The following is a 15620-nucleotide window of genomic DNA, read 5'->3' on the forward strand; positions in this document are numbered from 1 at the left end:
TACCTTCGTCTGCTTTAAGGTTTGCTTACCTGTTTATCGGTGCGGCAGATCAAAACTTTAGAAAAAAGTTGTCAAGGATCCGGATTTAAAAAGTGACCGATACGGCACCTACTGCACTGACTTTACCCTCAACGGTTTTGCCGGAGCGAATATTGACGAGTTTGATGATCTCTCCGAAGCTGCCATCTTGCAAGGCTCGGGCCATGGTTTTGATCTGGAAGTTGCTATTTTCTGCCGTCAGGGTGACCTGATCCCCTTTGCACACGACACAAACCTGGCTCAAACGGATGGGTTGCCCAGGTTTTAGCTCCCGCTTGCTGCGTACTCCGATAAGAGGGGCGGTGTCAGTCAGGTAGTCGCCGCGGATCAGGGTCTGATCTTGATAGGCCAACACCAGCTGGCTTTCACTCAGTAGGTCCCCCTTGGCGATGGGGTTGGTCACAGTGACATAGGGCTTTTGAATACTGACACGCACCGGGAGATAGATGTCCCAAGGTTTGTCTTCCTCACATTTAAGGTAAACTGTTGTATTACGGCGAATTTCCATTTTTGCTGGTAAGCTGATAGTGAGCAGATCTTCGCAGCGGGTCAGTGGGAGCCGTTCATCCAGTGTGGCAGAGGTGACCTCGGCTCTGGCATCCAACGGAATATCCAGCTGGCTATAAACGAACTCTTGTGCCTTTTCTTGCAGATAAGTAGTGACGTCCGAGGCGTAGCTGGAAGATATGCTGCCAAAAAAGAGGCTGATGAGTAAAAGTCGGTTAATCATTTTCGCTCGTTGGTCGATAAGTTGTTCACGCATATCACCATATTTAACTATGATTGCTTCAGAATCTGTTCGTTGTCACATCGATAGTCTGACGCAATCCATCACGCATGCATGATTAATGCCAAGCGTTTTTAGGGAGTGTTTATGGCCAGTATCCTGGACTCGGTCAACCAACGTACCCAGCTAGTGGGGCAAAACCGGCTGGAGTTGTTGTTGTTTCGTCTCAATGGACGTCAAAGATTTGGCATCAACGTATTCAAAGTGCGTGAAGTGTTGCAGTGTCCCCCCTTGACCGTGATGCCAAAATTGAACTCCTGCATTCGCGGGGTGGCTCATATTCGTGGCCAGACTATCTCGGTCATCGACCTCAGCATGGCGGTTGGCAAACGCCCGATAGATGATCTGAGCAAATGCTTCATTATCATCTCCGAGTACAACCGCTCTATTCAGGGTTTTCTGGTGCATTCGGTCGAGCGCATCATCAATATGAACTGGGAATCCATCCTGCCTCCGCCCAAAGGTGCGGGTCGCATCAACTACATGACAGCAGTGACTGAAGTCGATGGCGAGTTGGTCGAAATCCTTGATGTTGAGCGGATATTGAACGAAATTTCTCCGGTTGCAACGGATGTGAGTGAGGAGTTGGTTCAGGCCAGCGTCGACCACCCGACTCTGGGGCGTCCTGTTCTTGTTGCGGATGACTCCTCAGTGGCACGCAAACAGGTACAACGTGCGCTTGAGGCTATCGGTGTCGAGTGTGTGTTGGCAAAAGATGGCCGCGAAGCATTGAACATGCTGCTGGAAATGACCAAAAATGGTCCTATCAAGGATCAGGTTGCGCTGGTTATTTCGGATATCGAAATGCCGGAAATGGATGGCTATACCTTCACTGCCGAGATCCGGAATAATCCCAATCTCAAGGATTTGCATGTTATTCTGCATACCTCGCTCAGTGGAGTATTCAACCAGGCAATGGTGCAGAAAGTTGGTGCGAACAATTTTATCGCCAAGTTCCAGCCTGATGAATTGGCCAAGGCCGTACAAAACGCACTCTAATAAAGAAGAACAGCTGCATGAAGACACTTTCGGACGACTTATACAAACAGTTCAGCAACTTTCTGGCGGTACAGAGCGGAATTGTGCTGGGGGATAACAAACAGTATCTGGTGAAGAGCCGTCTTTCACCTTTGATGGCTCAGTTTGGCATCGAGAGTCTGTCTGATCTGGTTACCCGTGCAATGAGTGTGCGAGAGCGTGACCTGAAAATGGCCGTGGTGGATGCTATGACGACCAACGAAACCCTCTGGTTTCGTGATACCTATCCGTTTCAGCTTCTTACCGACAAGATTTTCCCCGAGTTGGGGAAAAGTGGCCGCCCCATCAAGATCTGGTCTGCCGCATCCTCGTCAGGTCAGGAGCCCTATTCCATTGCCATGACGGCACTGGAGCAGCAGATGAAAAAGCCGGGTACCTTGCCTGGTGGCGTGCAGATTGTCGGGACGGATATTTCGACGACCATGCTCAATCAGTGTAAGGAAGGCGTTTACGATAGCCTTGCTCTGGCGCGCGGTTTGTCACCGGAGCGCAAGAAGATGTTTTTTGAGCCTTACGGTGACAACAAGATGCGGGTTGCCGAGCGAGTCAGAAAATTGACCACCTTCCGGCCACTCAACTTGCTGGAGAGTTATAGTTTGCTCGGCAAGTTTGACATTATCTTTTGCCGTAACGTGCTCATCTATTTTGCGCCGGAAGTGAAGTCGAAGATCCTCAACCAGTTTGCTGCCAGTCTCAACCCCGGTGGATATCTGATGTTGGGCGCGTCGGAGTCACTGGCCGGGTTGACCGACCGGTTCGAGATGATCCGCTGCAATCCGGGGATTGTCTACAAGGTCAAATAGGCCTGATGGCCTTGATATTCGGGGTCTGCCGAATATTGCCAGTTCATGCAAAGAGGGAAGCTACGAGCTTCCCTCTTTCTTAATCTACAGCTCAGTCTTTCTATTTACCTACCATATCTCGCCACTGCAAAAGTGGTTGCAACCTTAAGGTGGCCAAATGATGCCGTCTGACTCAATGCGCGAGATGCTCCTGCCGTTTTCGGTCTGAAATGTGCTCATACCCAAACCATCGAACTGAGTGATTTGCTTATGGCACATCTCTTGCAAACAAAATATACCAAGCAGGAGGTGTGCTATGGCTCTTTCATTTGACAAGGCATTCGGTGTGCATCAACACACCATAAGCGTTCGCGCCAAGCGTGCTGAGGTGCTTTCCAGCAATATTGCCAACGCAGATACCCCGGGCTTCAAAGCCAGGGATATCAATTTTGCTCAGGCATTGCAGGAGGCCCAGTCGCATCAGGGGTTTGGTTTGGCAACGACCAGCGAAAAGCACTTTGCCTTGAATATGGACGCCCCGGGTACCGTGCAATATCGCAACCCGCTGCAACCGGATACCGGTGACGGCAATACAGTCGATGTGCAGCAGGAGCGCAGCGAATTTCTGCGTAATAGCCTCGAGTATCAAACCTCCCTTGAATTTATGAATAGCAAGATCAGTGGCCTGCTCAAGGCCCTGAAAGGAGAGCAGTGATGAGTTTGTTCAAGGTCTTTGACATAGCAGGCTCGGCTATGAGCGCACAGTCAGTGCGCCTCAACACGGTTGCCAGCAACATGGCCAACGCGGACAGTGTCAGCTCCAGTGTGGAAAATACTTACCACGCTAGGCGGCCAGTCTTTGCCGCCCAGCTCGATCAGGCGATGTCTGACAAGCAGGGCTCAGTCGGGGTGGAGGTGAAAGGCATTGTCGAGAGCAAGGCGCCACTGCTTAAAGAGTACAACCCCAACCACCCGATGGCGGACAAAGACGGTTTTATCTTCAAGCCAAACGTCAACATGGTTGAAGAGATGGCCGACATGATCAACGCCTCGCGCAGCTACCAGACCAACGTACAGGTTGCTGATTCGGCCAAGAAGATGCTGCAGCAGACGCTCCAGCTTGGCAAAGGGTAAATAGAGGGCCTTTATTATGTCTGACATAAATAATCTTTATTGGAATCCCTCTCGTAATGCAGGCGGCTCAACCTCTAGTACCAATAATGCTTCAGCGCCCATCGGGAGTAATTCAAAAGCAACAGCGCCAAAGAAAGAGCTGGATCAGGCTTCATTTATGAAGCTGTTGACCATGCAGTTGTCATATCAGGATCCCTTCAAGCCGGTCGACAATGCCCAGATGCTTTCCCAGATGGCCTCAATGTCTACGTCGGAGGGGATCAGTAGTCTGTCTACCCAGATGGGCAAGCTTAATGACCAGATGATATCCAGCCAGGCTCTCCAAGCGTCTTCTCTGGTGGGTCAAAATGTATTGCTACAGGGCAATACAGGATTTTTAGACAAGGATGGTTCGTTATCTGCGGTCGTTGCTGTAGGCACAACGAATAAATATTCGGGCGTCAAAATTACCGTTGAGGATGAAAAGGGACAGGTTATCAAGGAGTTTCCCCTCGAAGGCGACCAAAAAGGTAATGTGGAAATTGCTTGGGATGGTAAAGACAAGGCCGGTAACCGAGTCGCCGCAGGCAAGTATGTCATCAAAGCCAGCGGCACTCTCGATGGCAAGTCGGAAAGTATTGCCACATTTGCTTATGCCAAAGTGGACAGTGTTGCCTTGGGCAATGCCACCAACCCGACTCGCCTCAATTTGAGAGGGCTGGGGAGCGAATATCTGAACAATATTCTGCAAATTTCAGGCACCAATTCAAATCCGACGGTTACACCGTCAAAAACCACGTCGACAGCATCGATCTAAGGAGCTGGATATGTCATTTAACAATGCCTTGAGCGGTGTCAACGCGGCACAAAAAGACTTGAACGTCACCGCCAACAACATTGCCAACGTTAATACCATGGGCTTTAAAGAGTCCCGTGCCGAGTTTGCGGATGTCTACGCCAACTCCATCTTTGTCAATGCCAAGACCCAGGTCGGTAACGGTGTAGCGACCGGGGCGGTTGCCCAACAGTTCCATCAGGGGGCGCTGCAATTTACCAATAACGCACTGGACCTGGCGATTCAGGGGAATGGTTTCTTTGTGACCTCTGATGGCTTGACCAATCTGGATCGTACCTATACCCGTGCTGGCGCCTTCAAGCTCAATGAAAACAGCTATATGGTTAATAATCAGGGTCATTACCTGCAAGGTTATGAAATTAACGCCGATGGCACCCCGAAGGCGGTCAGTATTAACTCTACCAAGCCGATCCAGATCCCTGATAAGGCGGGTGAGCCTGTGAAAACGACCAAGATCGAGGCAAGTTACAACTTGCCAGCTAATACAAAGCCGCTTCCGGCCGGTGCTACGGCACCAACGGTTCCTGTTCCTAACCCGCCTGATGCATCTACATTTAATCGAAAAGACTCAAATACCTATTCTGCGTCCACGTCAATTACGGTTTACGATTCGCTTGGTGAGCCACATACCATTACCCAATATTTTGTTAAAGAAGCAGATCCTGCCAATCTTGCTAACCCAGCAAATCCTACAGCATGGCGCATGTATCTTTACCAGGGAGATAAGCCTATTGATATCGATGGTGTTGGTGCGGTTACTCCGACGATGGCACCTGGTTTGGATCAGGCTCCTGCTGGTGCGAGAATCACATTTGATGCTGATGGAAAAATGATTTCACCGACTGCACCGGCGGTTATCAAGACCGAAGCATTAGGAGCTGGCGCAGGGATAATCAATAATGGTGCAGACCCTACCCAAGTCATTGAAATTTCTTTAGGTAATCTTACCTCTTACGCTTCTCCTTTCGAGGCCTATAAGTTGACGCAAGACGGCTCGACAGTCGGTCGTTTGACCAAAGTTGAAATTACCCCTGACGGTATTGTGTCTGCAACTTATAGCAATGCGACTACTGTCAAAGTTGCCATGGTGGCAATGGCCAAGTTTGCTAATGCGCAAGGACTAACTCAGGTCGGAGATACTTCCTGGAGACAATCGTTGCTTTCCGGAGACGCGTTACCGGGTATGGCAAACTCGGGCACTTTCGGGACCATCAAATCATCGGCGCTGGAGCAGTCCAACGTGGATTTGACCTCGGAGCTGGTGGACCTGATCACTGCCCAGCGTAACTTCCAGGCCAACTCCCGTTCTCTGGAGGTCAACAGTTCGCTGCAGCAAACCATCCTGCAGATCCGTTAATCTCGCAATAAATGATAATGAGAGGGGGCTTGGCCCCCTCTCTGTTTCTGTCGCATTCCCATCCTTATCCCTCCATATTTCTGCTATTGGCACTCTAATTGCATTTCTCCTGTCAGAGTCATCTGTTTGACGGAGAATTCCATGGATCACCTGCTTTATATCGCCATGTCCGGGGCCAAAGAGACCATGAACAGCTTGGCTGTTCGCGGCAACAACCTCGCCAATGCCAATACCACCGGCTTCAAGTCCGATTTTGAGCAGGCTAGAAGCATGCAGGCGTTCGGAGAGGGCTTGCCAAGCCGGGTGTTTGCCATGGCTGAGCGCCCGGGTCAGAACCTGCAGCATGGCATGCTGATGACCACCGGACGGGATCTGGACGTGGCGGTGGATGGGCCGGGCTGGATTGCCGTGCAGGATCCCAAGGGGGGCGAGGCCTATACCCGCATGGGGAATTTGCAGGTCAATGCGACCGGCAACTTGCAGACCTCGACCGGCCTGAATGTGGTGGATGACGGCGGTCAGCCAATCGTGTTGCCGATGCCGATGGAGAAACTCGAGATCAATCGGGATGGCACCATCAGCGGTCGACCGGAAGGGGCTGCCGCCAACTTGCCGGAAGATTTTCAGCGGATCAAGCTGGTCAACCCGGCCGCCGATGCGGTGGAGAAGGGGCAAGATGGCCTGTTTCGCCGCAAGGATGGCCAGAATGAACCCGCCTCTGCCAATGTCGGCCTGATTGCCGGCTCCCTTGAGGGGAGCAACGTCAATGTGGTGGATGAGATGACCAACCTGATCCGGCTGCAACGCCAGTTCGAAACCCAGGTCAAAATCATGAAGACGGCCGAAGAGAATGATGAAGCTCAAACCCAACTGCTGCGAATCAGCTAATCAAGGAGTTACACTATGAATCCTGCACTCTGGATCAGCAAGACCGGGTTGGATGCACAGCAGACCAATATTTCGGTCACCTCGAACAACCTGGCGAACGCCAGCACCGTGGGCTTTAAAAAGTCACGGGCCATCTTTGAAGATCTGCTGTATCAAAACATCAACCAGCCCGGTGGCCGCTCTTCTGCCGATACCGAGCTCCCCTCCGGCTTGATGCTGGGGGCGGGTGCCAAGGTGGTGGCGACCCAGAAAAACCACAGTCAGGGTAACGTACAAACCACTGACAACTCGCTCGATTTGATGATCAGTGGTCGTGGCTACTTTGAAATTCAGCTGCCGGATGGCAGTGCGGCCTATACCCGTAACGGTCAGTTCACCCTCAACGATGAAGGGACCATAGTGACCCCGGGTAATGGCTACCCGCTGCAACCGGAAATCCAGATCCCGGAAAACGCCCAGAGCGTTACGGTGGGTGAAGATGGCCAGGTCTCGGTGCAGCTCAAGGGCGATGGCGCTTCTCAGGTTGTCGGTCAGATCAACATCTCCGACTTCGTCAACGCCAGCGGCTTGCAGCCGATGGGGGAGAACATGTTTGTCGAGACCCAATCCAGTGGTGCTGCCGCTCAGGGGACTGCCGGTGCCGATGGCTTGGGGGTGATCAAGCAGGGGATGCTGGAGACTTCCAACGTCAACGTGACCGAAGAGCTGGTGAACCTCATTCAGGCTCAGCGGGTTTACGAGATGAACTCCAAGGTGCTCTCCGCCGTGGACGGCATGATGTCCTTCCTGATCCAGCGTACCTAATTAGGAGGTGCATGATGAAAGCCGTATGGATGCTGGGATTGTTGGTGCTGGGAGGGTGTAGCAGCACTCCCAATACGCCCAAGCCTGATGATCCCGAGTTTTCCCCCGTCTACGGGGAGTCGGAGCCGGTGTCGGTGCGACCGACAGGGGCGATTTTCCAGCCGGATCAGGTCAATGGCATCTATTCGGATATCAAGGCACACAAGGTAGGCGACATCATTACCATCGAGTTGTCGGAGTCGACCTCCGCCTCGAAAAAGGCCAATACCCAGAGTGGCAAGAATAACAAGTTCAATCTGGACCCGGTCAAATTGGGTGGCGTGCCCGTGACCGCCAGTCCCTATGATCTCTCTGCCTCCATTGCTCAAGACAGCGCGTTCAAGGGCCAGGCCAAGGCGGATCAGAGCAACAGCCTGCAGGGCAATATTTCGGTCAGCGTGGCCAAGGTGCTGCCCAACGGCAATCTGGTGGTGCGCGGCGAGAAGTGGATCATGCTTAATAATGGCAATGAATATATCCGGATCACCGGCCTTATTCGCCCGGAGGACGTGACGTCTGATAACAGCGTTTCGTCCCAGAAAGTGGCCAATGCCCGCATTTACTACGGTGGTACCGGCGATCTGGCCAATAGCCAGGAGCAAGGGTGGCTTACCAGCTTTTTCAATGGTCCCTGGTGGCCGCTCTAGGAGATGTTATGAAGTCACTCCGTCTTGTCACTCTGCTTTGCTGTCTGCTGCCCTTGGGTGTGGCCAATGCGGCCCGGATCAAGGACATCAGCTCGGTTGAAGGGGTGCGTAACAACCAGCTGATTGGTTACGGTCTGGTGGTGGGGTTGCCCGGCACTGGCGAGAAGAACAACGCCTTCACCGAGCAGACCTTCCGTACCATGCTCAACAATTTTGGCATCAAGGTGCCGGATAACATCAAGCCCAAGATCAAGGATGTGGCGCCGGTGGCGATCCATGCCGACCTGCCCCCCTTCTCCAAGCCGGGCCAGACCATCGACGTAACGGTGTCGGCCATTGGCGAGGCCAAGAGCCTGCGGGGCGGCACCCTGTTGCAAAGCTTCCTGAAAGGGCTCGATGGGCGGGTCTATGCGGTCGCCCAGGGCAGTCTGGTGGTCGGTGGTCTGGGGGCCGAGGGGGCTGATGGTTCCAAGGTAGTGATCAATACCCCGACCGTCGGGCGGATTGCCAACGGTGCGACCGTGGAGCGGGAGGTGCCCAACTCCTTCAGTCAGGGGGACACCATCACCTTCAACCTTAACCGACCCGACTTTACCACTGCGCGCCGTCTGGCCGATGTGGTCAACGATCTGGTGGGGCCCAATACCGCTCAGGCGCTCGATGCCACCTCGGTCAAGGTCTATGCCCCGCGGGATCCGGGCCAGCGGGTCTCCTATCTCGCCACCATCGAGAATCTGGAGGTGGATCCGGCCAATGAGGCGGCCAAGATCATCGTCAACTCCCGCACCGGCACCATAGTGATCGGCAGTCAGGTCAAGCTCAAACCGGCGGCCATCAGCCATGGCGGGTTGACGGTGACCATCGCCGAAAACCAGCAGGTCTCCCAGCCCAACCCGCTGGCGGGAGGAGAGACGACGGTGACCAACAACTCGACCATCAATGTCCAGCAGGAGCCGGGGCGGATGTTCAAGTTTGATACCGGTGCGACCCTGGATGATCTGGTCCGGGCGGTCAATCAGGTCGGGGTCGCCCCCGGTGATTTGATGGCCATCCTTGAGGCGCTGCAGCAGGCAGGCGCCATCGAGGGGCAACTGGTCATATTGTAACAAGCGGCAAGTGGTTGCCACGGGTGGCAATGAGGTAAGCAAAATGGCGGAGTTTGACAGCAACAGCGGCATGAATCTCGGGATGGTACAGGATATCAAGAACCTGGACCGTCTGCGCCAGATGAGCCAAAGCAAAGAGGGGCAGGCCGAAGCGCTCAAGAGTGCGTCACGTCAGTTCGAGTCAATCTTTACCCAGATGCTGTTTCAGAGCATGCGTCAGGCCAACGGGGTGTTGACTCAGGACAACCCGATGAACAGCAGCTATACCCAGTTCTATGAAGGGATGCTGGATGAGCAGCGGGTTGCCGACATGTCCAGCAAGGGGGGACTGGGATTGGCTGACATGGTGGCCAAGCAGCTCTCTCCCGAGACCTTTACCCATCAGGATGGACGGGTGCTCAAGATGCCGCAGCGTACCGAACGGACCTACAAACCCTATCAGCCACCCACGGCCGCTGCCGATGATTTGATCGCGGCATCAAAAGTTGGCAAAGATTTTGCTGAAAGAGAGATGACCGAGGAGGTCAAGGAGAGCCACGCACTCACTATGCCCCGTCGACCGCACCGCAGCATTCCGCCCATGGGACGCATGGCCAGCGAAGAGGGCAGAGCCACCGGTAGTGGGGGCAAAGAGTTCGATACACCGGAAGAGTTCGTTAATCGCCTGATGCCGCTGGCCAAGAAAGCGGCCGACAAGCTGGGGTTAAGCCCGGCGGTACTGGTCGCCCAGGCGGCACTGGAGAGCGGTTGGGGCAAGCGGGTGATCAAGGATGGCGAGGGGCAGGTGACCCATAACCTGTTTGGCATCAAGGCCGATCCGCGCTGGGAAGGGCCAAAGGCTGTGGTCAGCACGCTCGAGTATGAGCAAGGCGTCGCCTCCCGCCAGAAAGCGGCATTTCGCTCCTATGAGTCGTTTGAAGAGAGCTTCAACGACTACGTGGACTTCCTCACTTCCGGCTCTCGCTACAAGGGAGCCCTGGCGAAGGTGGATAGTCCTGATCGCTACTTTGAGGCGCTGCAACAGGCGGGTTATGCCACCGACCCGCACTACGCCAGAAAATTGAAACAGGTATTGCGCAGTGACGCCATTGCCCAATACAACGAGATGGAGCTGTAACGTATGGCAAGCGACCTGCTTGGGATTGGTTCATCGGGCGTGCTGGCACAGCAACGCCTGCTGCAGACCACCAGTAACAACATAGTGAACGTCAATAGCCAGGGCTATGTGCGTGAGCGTACGCTGGTGTATACCAATACCATCGGTCTGGGGACCGGTGACATCAAGACCCAGCGGGTAATCAACGACTATATGCAGGGGGAGGTGCGCCGTGATACCTCTGCCTATCATGCCTCCCTGACCCATTATGAACAGCTGGCTGGAGTTGACAGCTTGCTTGGGGATACCAGCAACAGCGTGGGGGCGGCCATCACCTCCTACTTCAAGTCATTTCACTCAGCCAATGAATCGCCTGCCGAGATCGGTGGGCGCAAGGTGGTGATGACGGAGTTGAGTGGCATGGTCAACCGTTTTCATACCCTCTCGGCGCAGCTCGACAAGCAGAGCGATACCCTCAACACCCGCATTGAAGATGAAACCAAGCAGGTCAACAGCCTGCTCACCAGCATCAATGATCTTAATCAGGCCATCATCCGCACCCAGGGGTCACCCGAAGAGAACCTGATGCTGTTTGATCAGCGGGATGAGGCGATCCGCCAGCTGTCGGAGAAGATGGATATTCGCACCGTAGCCCAACCCAACGGCAGCATGCTGGTCAATATGAGCACTGGCCACTCGTTGGTACTAAACGGCGGCGTGGCTCAGTTTAAAGTGATGCCCAGTGATCCTGATTCGAGAGATTTAGAGCTGCAATTAACTTTGGGTGATAATGAGGCGCTTATTGACAACGAGACCTTTGGTGGCGCCGTGGGAGGCCTTTTCAAAGCACGTAACGACCTTGAACCTACCAAGCGCGAACTGGGGCAGCTGGCCGTGGCGATGGCCGATGCAATGAACCAGCAGAACCGCCTCGGGATGGACCTGGATAATGAAATTGGCGGTGATATCTTCACCCTGCCAACCAGCAAGGGATTACCCTACGACGACAACACGGGGACGGTCGGGGCGAATGTCAGCTTCGTGCCGGGTAAGGGGACATCAGTGACCCCGTTTGATTACGAAGTGCGCTTTAGCAGCGCCGCCGGTTATGAGGTGTTCTCGCTGGACAAGTCTGGTAATCGAACCTCTGTGGCGACTGGCTCGACCCCTCCTGCAACGTTTGAACTCACGGGGCACGGCATTTCCATCGATCTCACCGGTGCGCCGGCTGCGGGTGACAGACTGTTGCTGCAACCGACCAAAAGTGCGGCCGCCGGTCTGGGTCAGCTGATCACCCGACCGGAAGACTTGGCCTTGGCCTCTCCGCTTAAAGCGGAAAAGACCACCAATAATGGCGGCGGGGCGGATATCAAACTGGGTGGCGTATTCAATACCGGTGCGGGGTCAGGTTTTGGGACCAATAGCCTGAGCCCGACAGCGCCCCAGGTGGTTAAAATCGATGGCAGTGGTAACTATCAGGTGTTTCAATCCGATGGTACTACCTTGATTGGCACGGCCCCCGCGAGCAGCAAAGGGCAAGACCTGATGTCAGCGATGATTAACCCCTTCCCCATTGGGACTGCGGTCTATGCCAACCCGAAACAGGCTCCCGGCTACGAGTTCAGTATCACCGGCACGGTGGATGCTGCTGACAGCTTCAAGCTCAGTTACAACAGCAATGGCTTTGCCGATAACAGCAATGGCCTGGTTCTGGCCGAGCTGCAAAACAAGGATCTGGTGCGCAAGAGCACCAATGGTGGGACGACCAATGACAAGATGACCTTCAATCAGGCCTATTCCGGGTTGGTGATGGAAGTGGGTAACAATACCAGTCAGGCAAAAACGTTGCTCAAGGCCAATGAGTCCAAGCTTATCCAGAGCACCGGCATCTTTGAAAGTGTGTCAGGGGTCAATCTGGAGGAGGAGGCGGCCAATCTGATCCGCTTCCAGCAATCCTATGCGGCATCGGCGCAAATCGTCAGCACGGCCAAAACCATTTTCGATACACTGCTCTCTTCCGTGAGGTAACGTCATGCGCATCACCACCAACATGATCTACGACCGGAATATCTATTCCCTCAACAGTGCCAACGAGCGGTTGAATACTGCCTACCAACAGCTGCAAACCGGTAATAAATTTCAGACTGCCGGCGAAGATCCCGCGGGGATGAGCCAGAAGATGGCACTGACCAAGGAGATTGACCTGTTCAAGCAGTACAGTGTCAATGGCAGCTTGCTGGAAAACAGCCTGGGACATGAGGAGACGGTATTAACGTCGATTAATAATGCGATGCTTAGTGCCCAGACCCTGATCCAGAAGTCAAATAATGGCGCTATCAGCATGGATGATCGCAAGGCCATAGCCAGCGAGCTGGAAGGGTTGCAGCAACAAATGTTTGATCTGATGAATAGCAAAAACTCTTCGGGTGAATTTATATTTGGCGGCAATCAGAGCAAGACCCAGCCATATATCAAAGACGCCAACGGAAAGTATATCTATCAGGGGGACCCTGGTCAGCGAAATATTCAGGTCTCACCCACAGTACAAATTGCTGCCAATGATTCCGGGCAGGATCTGTTTGAAATTGTGGCGACCAGAAGAACTGCCAGTGCAACCACCGCAAATATCAAGGTCGGAGTCGGTGATCAGGGCAACTTTGATAATTTCTATAAGTCCAATTATAACTTTGCACTGCCCAGCAACACTTATACTGTATCAACCACCATAGGTCCGCCTGATACCTATGATATCAAGGATGCCGGTGGTACAACCCTGCAAACGGGTAACTACACTGCTGGCACCAAGATCCCCTTCAATGGTCTGGAGTTGACCCTTGATTTGCCTGCAGGTGGTGCGGCTCAGCAGTTTGACCTTAACCCACCGAAGAATGACAACGTGCTGAACGGGATGTCGGATTTTATTACCGCCTTGCGTGATCCCGCTATTACCGCTGACAACTTTGCGCTGGAAGTGGCAGATGCCACCGTTCATATGAAAAATGCCCGCCTGAATATCGATCATGGATTGGGGGAGTTGGGGGGCAGGATGAACAGTCTCGAGGCAGTCATGGATTCTAACGAGGGGTTGAGTACCCTCAACGCCGAGGCGAGAGCCAAGGTGTCGGAAGCGGATCTCTATGAAGTGATCTCCGCGCTGTCAAAAGAGGATGCGGCATTGAGTGCCTCGCAACTCTCTTTCAGCAAAATAAGCCGTCTGACGCTATTTGACTATATTCGCTAATTAAAGAAGGGCCCCTTTGGGGCCTTTTTTTTGTCCAGACTATGAAAATTGGTTCCGTGTCATCTCCTGCCAATTGTAACAAGCTGTTGCCGTTGCCCATTTAATGGTGGTTGCGGGGTTGACCTCTCTGCGGGATTGGATAATCATGCCGCCCGCACAACAGAGGGTTGTGCGTATTATTTGCAGCATCTCGTTAGGCGAGGCTCCTGTATAAACACAGGCCACTGATCTCACGACGTCCAGAGACGCCCAAGATCAGGACAGTTTTCATCGGATTAAGGTGTAAACCCAAGTGGCTTCCGGCATGCCGGATACGTTATACAGTGCTAAAGCTGGTACGTGGGGATGATGACACGCCGAACGGCGTCATTTCCTGCCTATTACTCGTCAATCAAATTGCTGTTTTCTTGTCGTTGCATCCGGCTATTTCCGGAGGCATTCAGGTTCGCCTGAAATCACATGAGGATATCTGTGATGAAGAAAACACATACCATTCTTAACCGTCACCAACTGCTCGATCTGGCCGCCCTGCAGGGTTGGCTGGAACATAATCTGGATCCGGTTCAGCGCGCCGATCAACTGCTGACCCTGCGTCCGGAAGAGCTCAACTGTATCTTTGATACCCTGCCAATTCCGCAAGGTGCCGAACTGCTTGGTTCACTCTCGGCCGAGAGTGCCGGGCGCCTGTTGCAGCGGCTCCATGGCAGCATCGTCAGCGTGTTGCAGGAGGCCATTCCCCGCCGCGAGATGGTCGCCATCCTGCGCAAACTGAGTCGTCAGGATCGCACCATGTTGCTGGCTCGCTTCCCGACCCAGGCGCAGGCCATGTATTACTCCCTGCTGGATTGGCCCACCGAGTCGGTGGGGGCCAACATGCGCCACGAATATCTGGCTGTGCGGGAGGAGGACACGGTCGGTCACGCCAAACAGCTGATCCACGATGCCTGGGATAATGCCCAGCTGTTTCGCCATATCTATGTGGTCAACGGGGATGGTCGTCTGCAAGGGAGCCTCTCCCTCAAGACCTTGCTGATCGCCGACCCGCTGGCCAACGTCGCGACACTGATGGATCGGGAGACGGTGCGGATCAACGCCCGTGCGGATCAGGAGTTGGCAGCGCGCCTGCTGATCGACCGCGACCTGTCGGTATTGCCTGTCGAGGATCAGGGGCGACTGGTCGGTATTTTCCACGTCGATGATGCGGCGGATATTCTGGAGCTCGAATCCACCGAGGATGCCGAGATGCAAGGGGGCTCATCACCGCTCGATACCCCTTACTTGCAGGCGACGCCCTGGCAGCTGTGGCGCAAACGGGTGGGCTGGCTGCTTATCCTGTTTGTGGCGGAAGCCTACACCGGCACCGTGCTGCGGGCATTTGAGGAGCAGCTGGAAGCGGCCATCGCGCTGGCCTTCTTTATCCCCTTGCTGATCGGTACTGGTGGTAACAGCGGCACCCAGATCACCACCACCATAGTACGAGCCATGGCGGTCGGGGAGGTGAGTCTGCGCAATCTCGGCACAGTGCTGAAAAAGGAGCTCTCCACCGGTTTGCTCATCTCGGGTGCCATTGCCATGGCGGCCTGGGTACGGGCATGGAGTCTCGGCGTCGGTCCCCAGATTGGCATGGTGGTGACCTTTACCATCATCGCCATCGTGCTCTGGAGTGCCACGGTCGCATCCATTATTCCCATGGTGCTGCGTCGTTTCCGCATCGATCCGGCGGTGGTCTCTGCGCCATTCATCGCGACGCTGGTGGATGGTACCGGCCTTATCATCTACTTCGAGATGGCCAAGTGGTTGTTGCCCGAGTTGCAGTAACCGGGAGAT

The 15620-nt window shown here is 54.0% G+C and carries 15 protein-coding genes and 1 riboswitch; of the genes, 14 read left to right on the forward strand and 1 reads right to left on the reverse strand.

The genetic code is table 11. The features are described from left to right. Window positions 1–85: 85 nt before the first annotated feature. Entirely contained in the window at window positions 86–769 is a 684-nt protein-coding gene (gene flgA, locus ACTG2S_RS09095; RefSeq protein ID WP_167572525.1) for a flagellar basal body P-ring formation chaperone FlgA, read from the reverse strand. Between the two features lie 144 nt (window positions 770–913). Here flgA and ACTG2S_RS09100 point away from each other — a divergent pair, with 144 nt between their 5' ends. The 14 genes from ACTG2S_RS09100 (at window position 914) to mgtE (ending at window position 15611) form a co-directional block, all read left to right on the forward strand. Continuing rightward, window positions 914–1825 (forward strand): chemotaxis protein CheV, encoded by a 912-nt coding sequence (locus ACTG2S_RS09100; protein ID WP_005334174.1) that lies wholly within the window; start codon window positions 914–916, stop codon window positions 1823–1825. 17 nt (window positions 1826–1842) lie between these two features. After that, window positions 1843–2667, forward strand: a complete 825-nt coding sequence (locus ACTG2S_RS09105; protein WP_005350656.1) for a CheR family methyltransferase — start codon at window positions 1843–1845, stop codon at window positions 2665–2667. A gap of 295 nt (window positions 2668–2962) precedes the next feature. Next, the gene (flgB, locus tag ACTG2S_RS09110) at window positions 2963–3361 is read left to right on the forward strand and encodes a flagellar basal body rod protein FlgB (RefSeq protein WP_005334169.1); all 399 of its coding nucleotides are present in this window, start codon (window positions 2963–2965) and stop codon (window positions 3359–3361) included. Continuing rightward, a complete protein-coding gene (flgC, locus tag ACTG2S_RS09115) occupies window positions 3361–3780 on the forward strand; it encodes a flagellar basal body rod protein FlgC (RefSeq protein WP_005334167.1) in 420 nt (139 codons plus the stop codon). The genes flgB and flgC overlap by 1 nt, the downstream gene beginning before the upstream one ends. A gap of 16 nt (window positions 3781–3796) precedes the next feature. Then, window positions 3797–4576, forward strand: a complete 780-nt coding sequence (locus tag ACTG2S_RS09120; RefSeq protein WP_206874517.1) for a flagellar hook assembly protein FlgD — start codon at window positions 3797–3799, stop codon at window positions 4574–4576. Window positions 4577–4586: 10 nt separating this feature from the next. Beyond that, the gene (gene flgE / locus ACTG2S_RS09125; protein WP_005334163.1) at window positions 4587–5972 is read left to right on the forward strand and encodes a flagellar hook protein FlgE; all 1386 of its coding nucleotides are present in this window, start codon (window positions 4587–4589) and stop codon (window positions 5970–5972) included. 141 nt (window positions 5973–6113) lie between these two features. Beyond that, window positions 6114–6860 (forward strand): flagellar basal-body rod protein FlgF, encoded by a 747-nt coding sequence (gene flgF / locus ACTG2S_RS09130; RefSeq protein WP_005334159.1) that lies wholly within the window; start codon window positions 6114–6116, stop codon window positions 6858–6860. 15 nt (window positions 6861–6875) lie between these two features. Beyond that, window positions 6876–7664 (forward strand): flagellar basal-body rod protein FlgG, encoded by a 789-nt coding sequence (gene flgG / locus ACTG2S_RS09135; RefSeq protein ID WP_005334158.1) that lies wholly within the window; start codon window positions 6876–6878, stop codon window positions 7662–7664. Window positions 7665–7678: 14 nt separating this feature from the next. After that, a complete protein-coding gene (flgH, locus tag ACTG2S_RS09140) occupies window positions 7679–8350 on the forward strand; it encodes a flagellar basal body L-ring protein FlgH (RefSeq protein ID WP_005350662.1) in 672 nt (223 codons plus the stop codon). 8 nt (window positions 8351–8358) lie between these two features. After that, the gene (locus ACTG2S_RS09145; protein WP_005350664.1) at window positions 8359–9456 is read left to right on the forward strand and encodes a flagellar basal body P-ring protein FlgI; all 1098 of its coding nucleotides are present in this window, start codon (window positions 8359–8361) and stop codon (window positions 9454–9456) included. A gap of 43 nt (window positions 9457–9499) precedes the next feature. Beyond that, window positions 9500–10573 (forward strand): flagellar assembly peptidoglycan hydrolase FlgJ, encoded by a 1074-nt coding sequence (flgJ, locus tag ACTG2S_RS09150; protein WP_274161372.1) that lies wholly within the window; start codon window positions 9500–9502, stop codon window positions 10571–10573. A 3-nt stretch (window positions 10574–10576) separates the two neighbouring features. Next, window positions 10577–12580 carry a flagellar hook-associated protein FlgK gene (flgK, locus tag ACTG2S_RS09155; protein WP_274161373.1) on the forward strand — a complete coding sequence of 668 codons (2004 nt, stop codon included), beginning with the start codon at window positions 10577–10579 and terminating at the stop codon, window positions 12578–12580. 4 nt (window positions 12581–12584) lie between these two features. After that, on the forward strand, window positions 12585–13793 hold the full coding sequence (flgL, locus tag ACTG2S_RS09160; RefSeq protein WP_274161374.1) for a flagellar hook-associated protein FlgL: 1209 nt from the start codon (window positions 12585–12587) through the stop codon (window positions 13791–13793). Window positions 13794–13975: 182 nt separating this feature from the next. Continuing rightward, window positions 13976–14145: riboswitch (M-box (ykoK) riboswitch) on the forward strand. A 122-nt stretch (window positions 14146–14267) separates the two neighbouring features. Beyond that, window positions 14268–15611 carry a magnesium transporter gene (gene mgtE, locus ACTG2S_RS09165; protein WP_021231054.1) on the forward strand — a complete coding sequence of 448 codons (1344 nt, stop codon included), beginning with the start codon at window positions 14268–14270 and terminating at the stop codon, window positions 15609–15611. Window positions 15612–15620 lie beyond the last annotated feature (9 nt).

Source organism: Aeromonas sp. 82P, from assembly GCF_051919365.1.
GTDB lineage: Bacteria > Pseudomonadota > Gammaproteobacteria > Enterobacterales > Aeromonadaceae > Aeromonas > Aeromonas veronii.

Coding starts and splice junctions, on each gene's coding strand:
- flgE (WP_005334163.1), top strand. CDS start 4,587: ATGTCATTTAACAATGCCTTGAGCGGTGTCAACGCGGCACAAAAAGAC.
- flgG (WP_005334158.1), top strand. CDS start 6,876: ATGAATCCTGCACTCTGGATCAGCAAGACCGGGTTGGATGCACAGCAG.
- flgA (WP_167572525.1), bottom strand. CDS start 769: ATGATTAACCGACTTTTACTCATCAGCCTCTTTTTTGGCAGCATATCT.
- ACTG2S_RS09120 (WP_206874517.1), top strand. CDS start 3,797: ATGTCTGACATAAATAATCTTTATTGGAATCCCTCTCGTAATGCAGGC.
- flgH (WP_005350662.1), top strand. CDS start 7,679: ATGAAAGCCGTATGGATGCTGGGATTGTTGGTGCTGGGAGGGTGTAGC.
- flgL (WP_274161374.1), top strand. CDS start 12,585: ATGCGCATCACCACCAACATGATCTACGACCGGAATATCTATTCCCTC.
- flgC (WP_005334167.1), top strand. CDS start 3,361: ATGAGTTTGTTCAAGGTCTTTGACATAGCAGGCTCGGCTATGAGCGCA.
- ACTG2S_RS09100 (WP_005334174.1), top strand. CDS start 914: ATGGCCAGTATCCTGGACTCGGTCAACCAACGTACCCAGCTAGTGGGG.
- flgJ (WP_274161372.1), top strand. CDS start 9,500: ATGGCGGAGTTTGACAGCAACAGCGGCATGAATCTCGGGATGGTACAG.
- flgF (WP_005334159.1), top strand. CDS start 6,114: ATGGATCACCTGCTTTATATCGCCATGTCCGGGGCCAAAGAGACCATG.
- flgK (WP_274161373.1), top strand. CDS start 10,577: ATGGCAAGCGACCTGCTTGGGATTGGTTCATCGGGCGTGCTGGCACAG.
- mgtE (WP_021231054.1), top strand. CDS start 14,268: ATGAAGAAAACACATACCATTCTTAACCGTCACCAACTGCTCGATCTG.
- flgB (WP_005334169.1), top strand. CDS start 2,963: ATGGCTCTTTCATTTGACAAGGCATTCGGTGTGCATCAACACACCATA.
- ACTG2S_RS09145 (WP_005350664.1), top strand. CDS start 8,359: ATGAAGTCACTCCGTCTTGTCACTCTGCTTTGCTGTCTGCTGCCCTTG.
- ACTG2S_RS09105 (WP_005350656.1), top strand. CDS start 1,843: ATGAAGACACTTTCGGACGACTTATACAAACAGTTCAGCAACTTTCTG.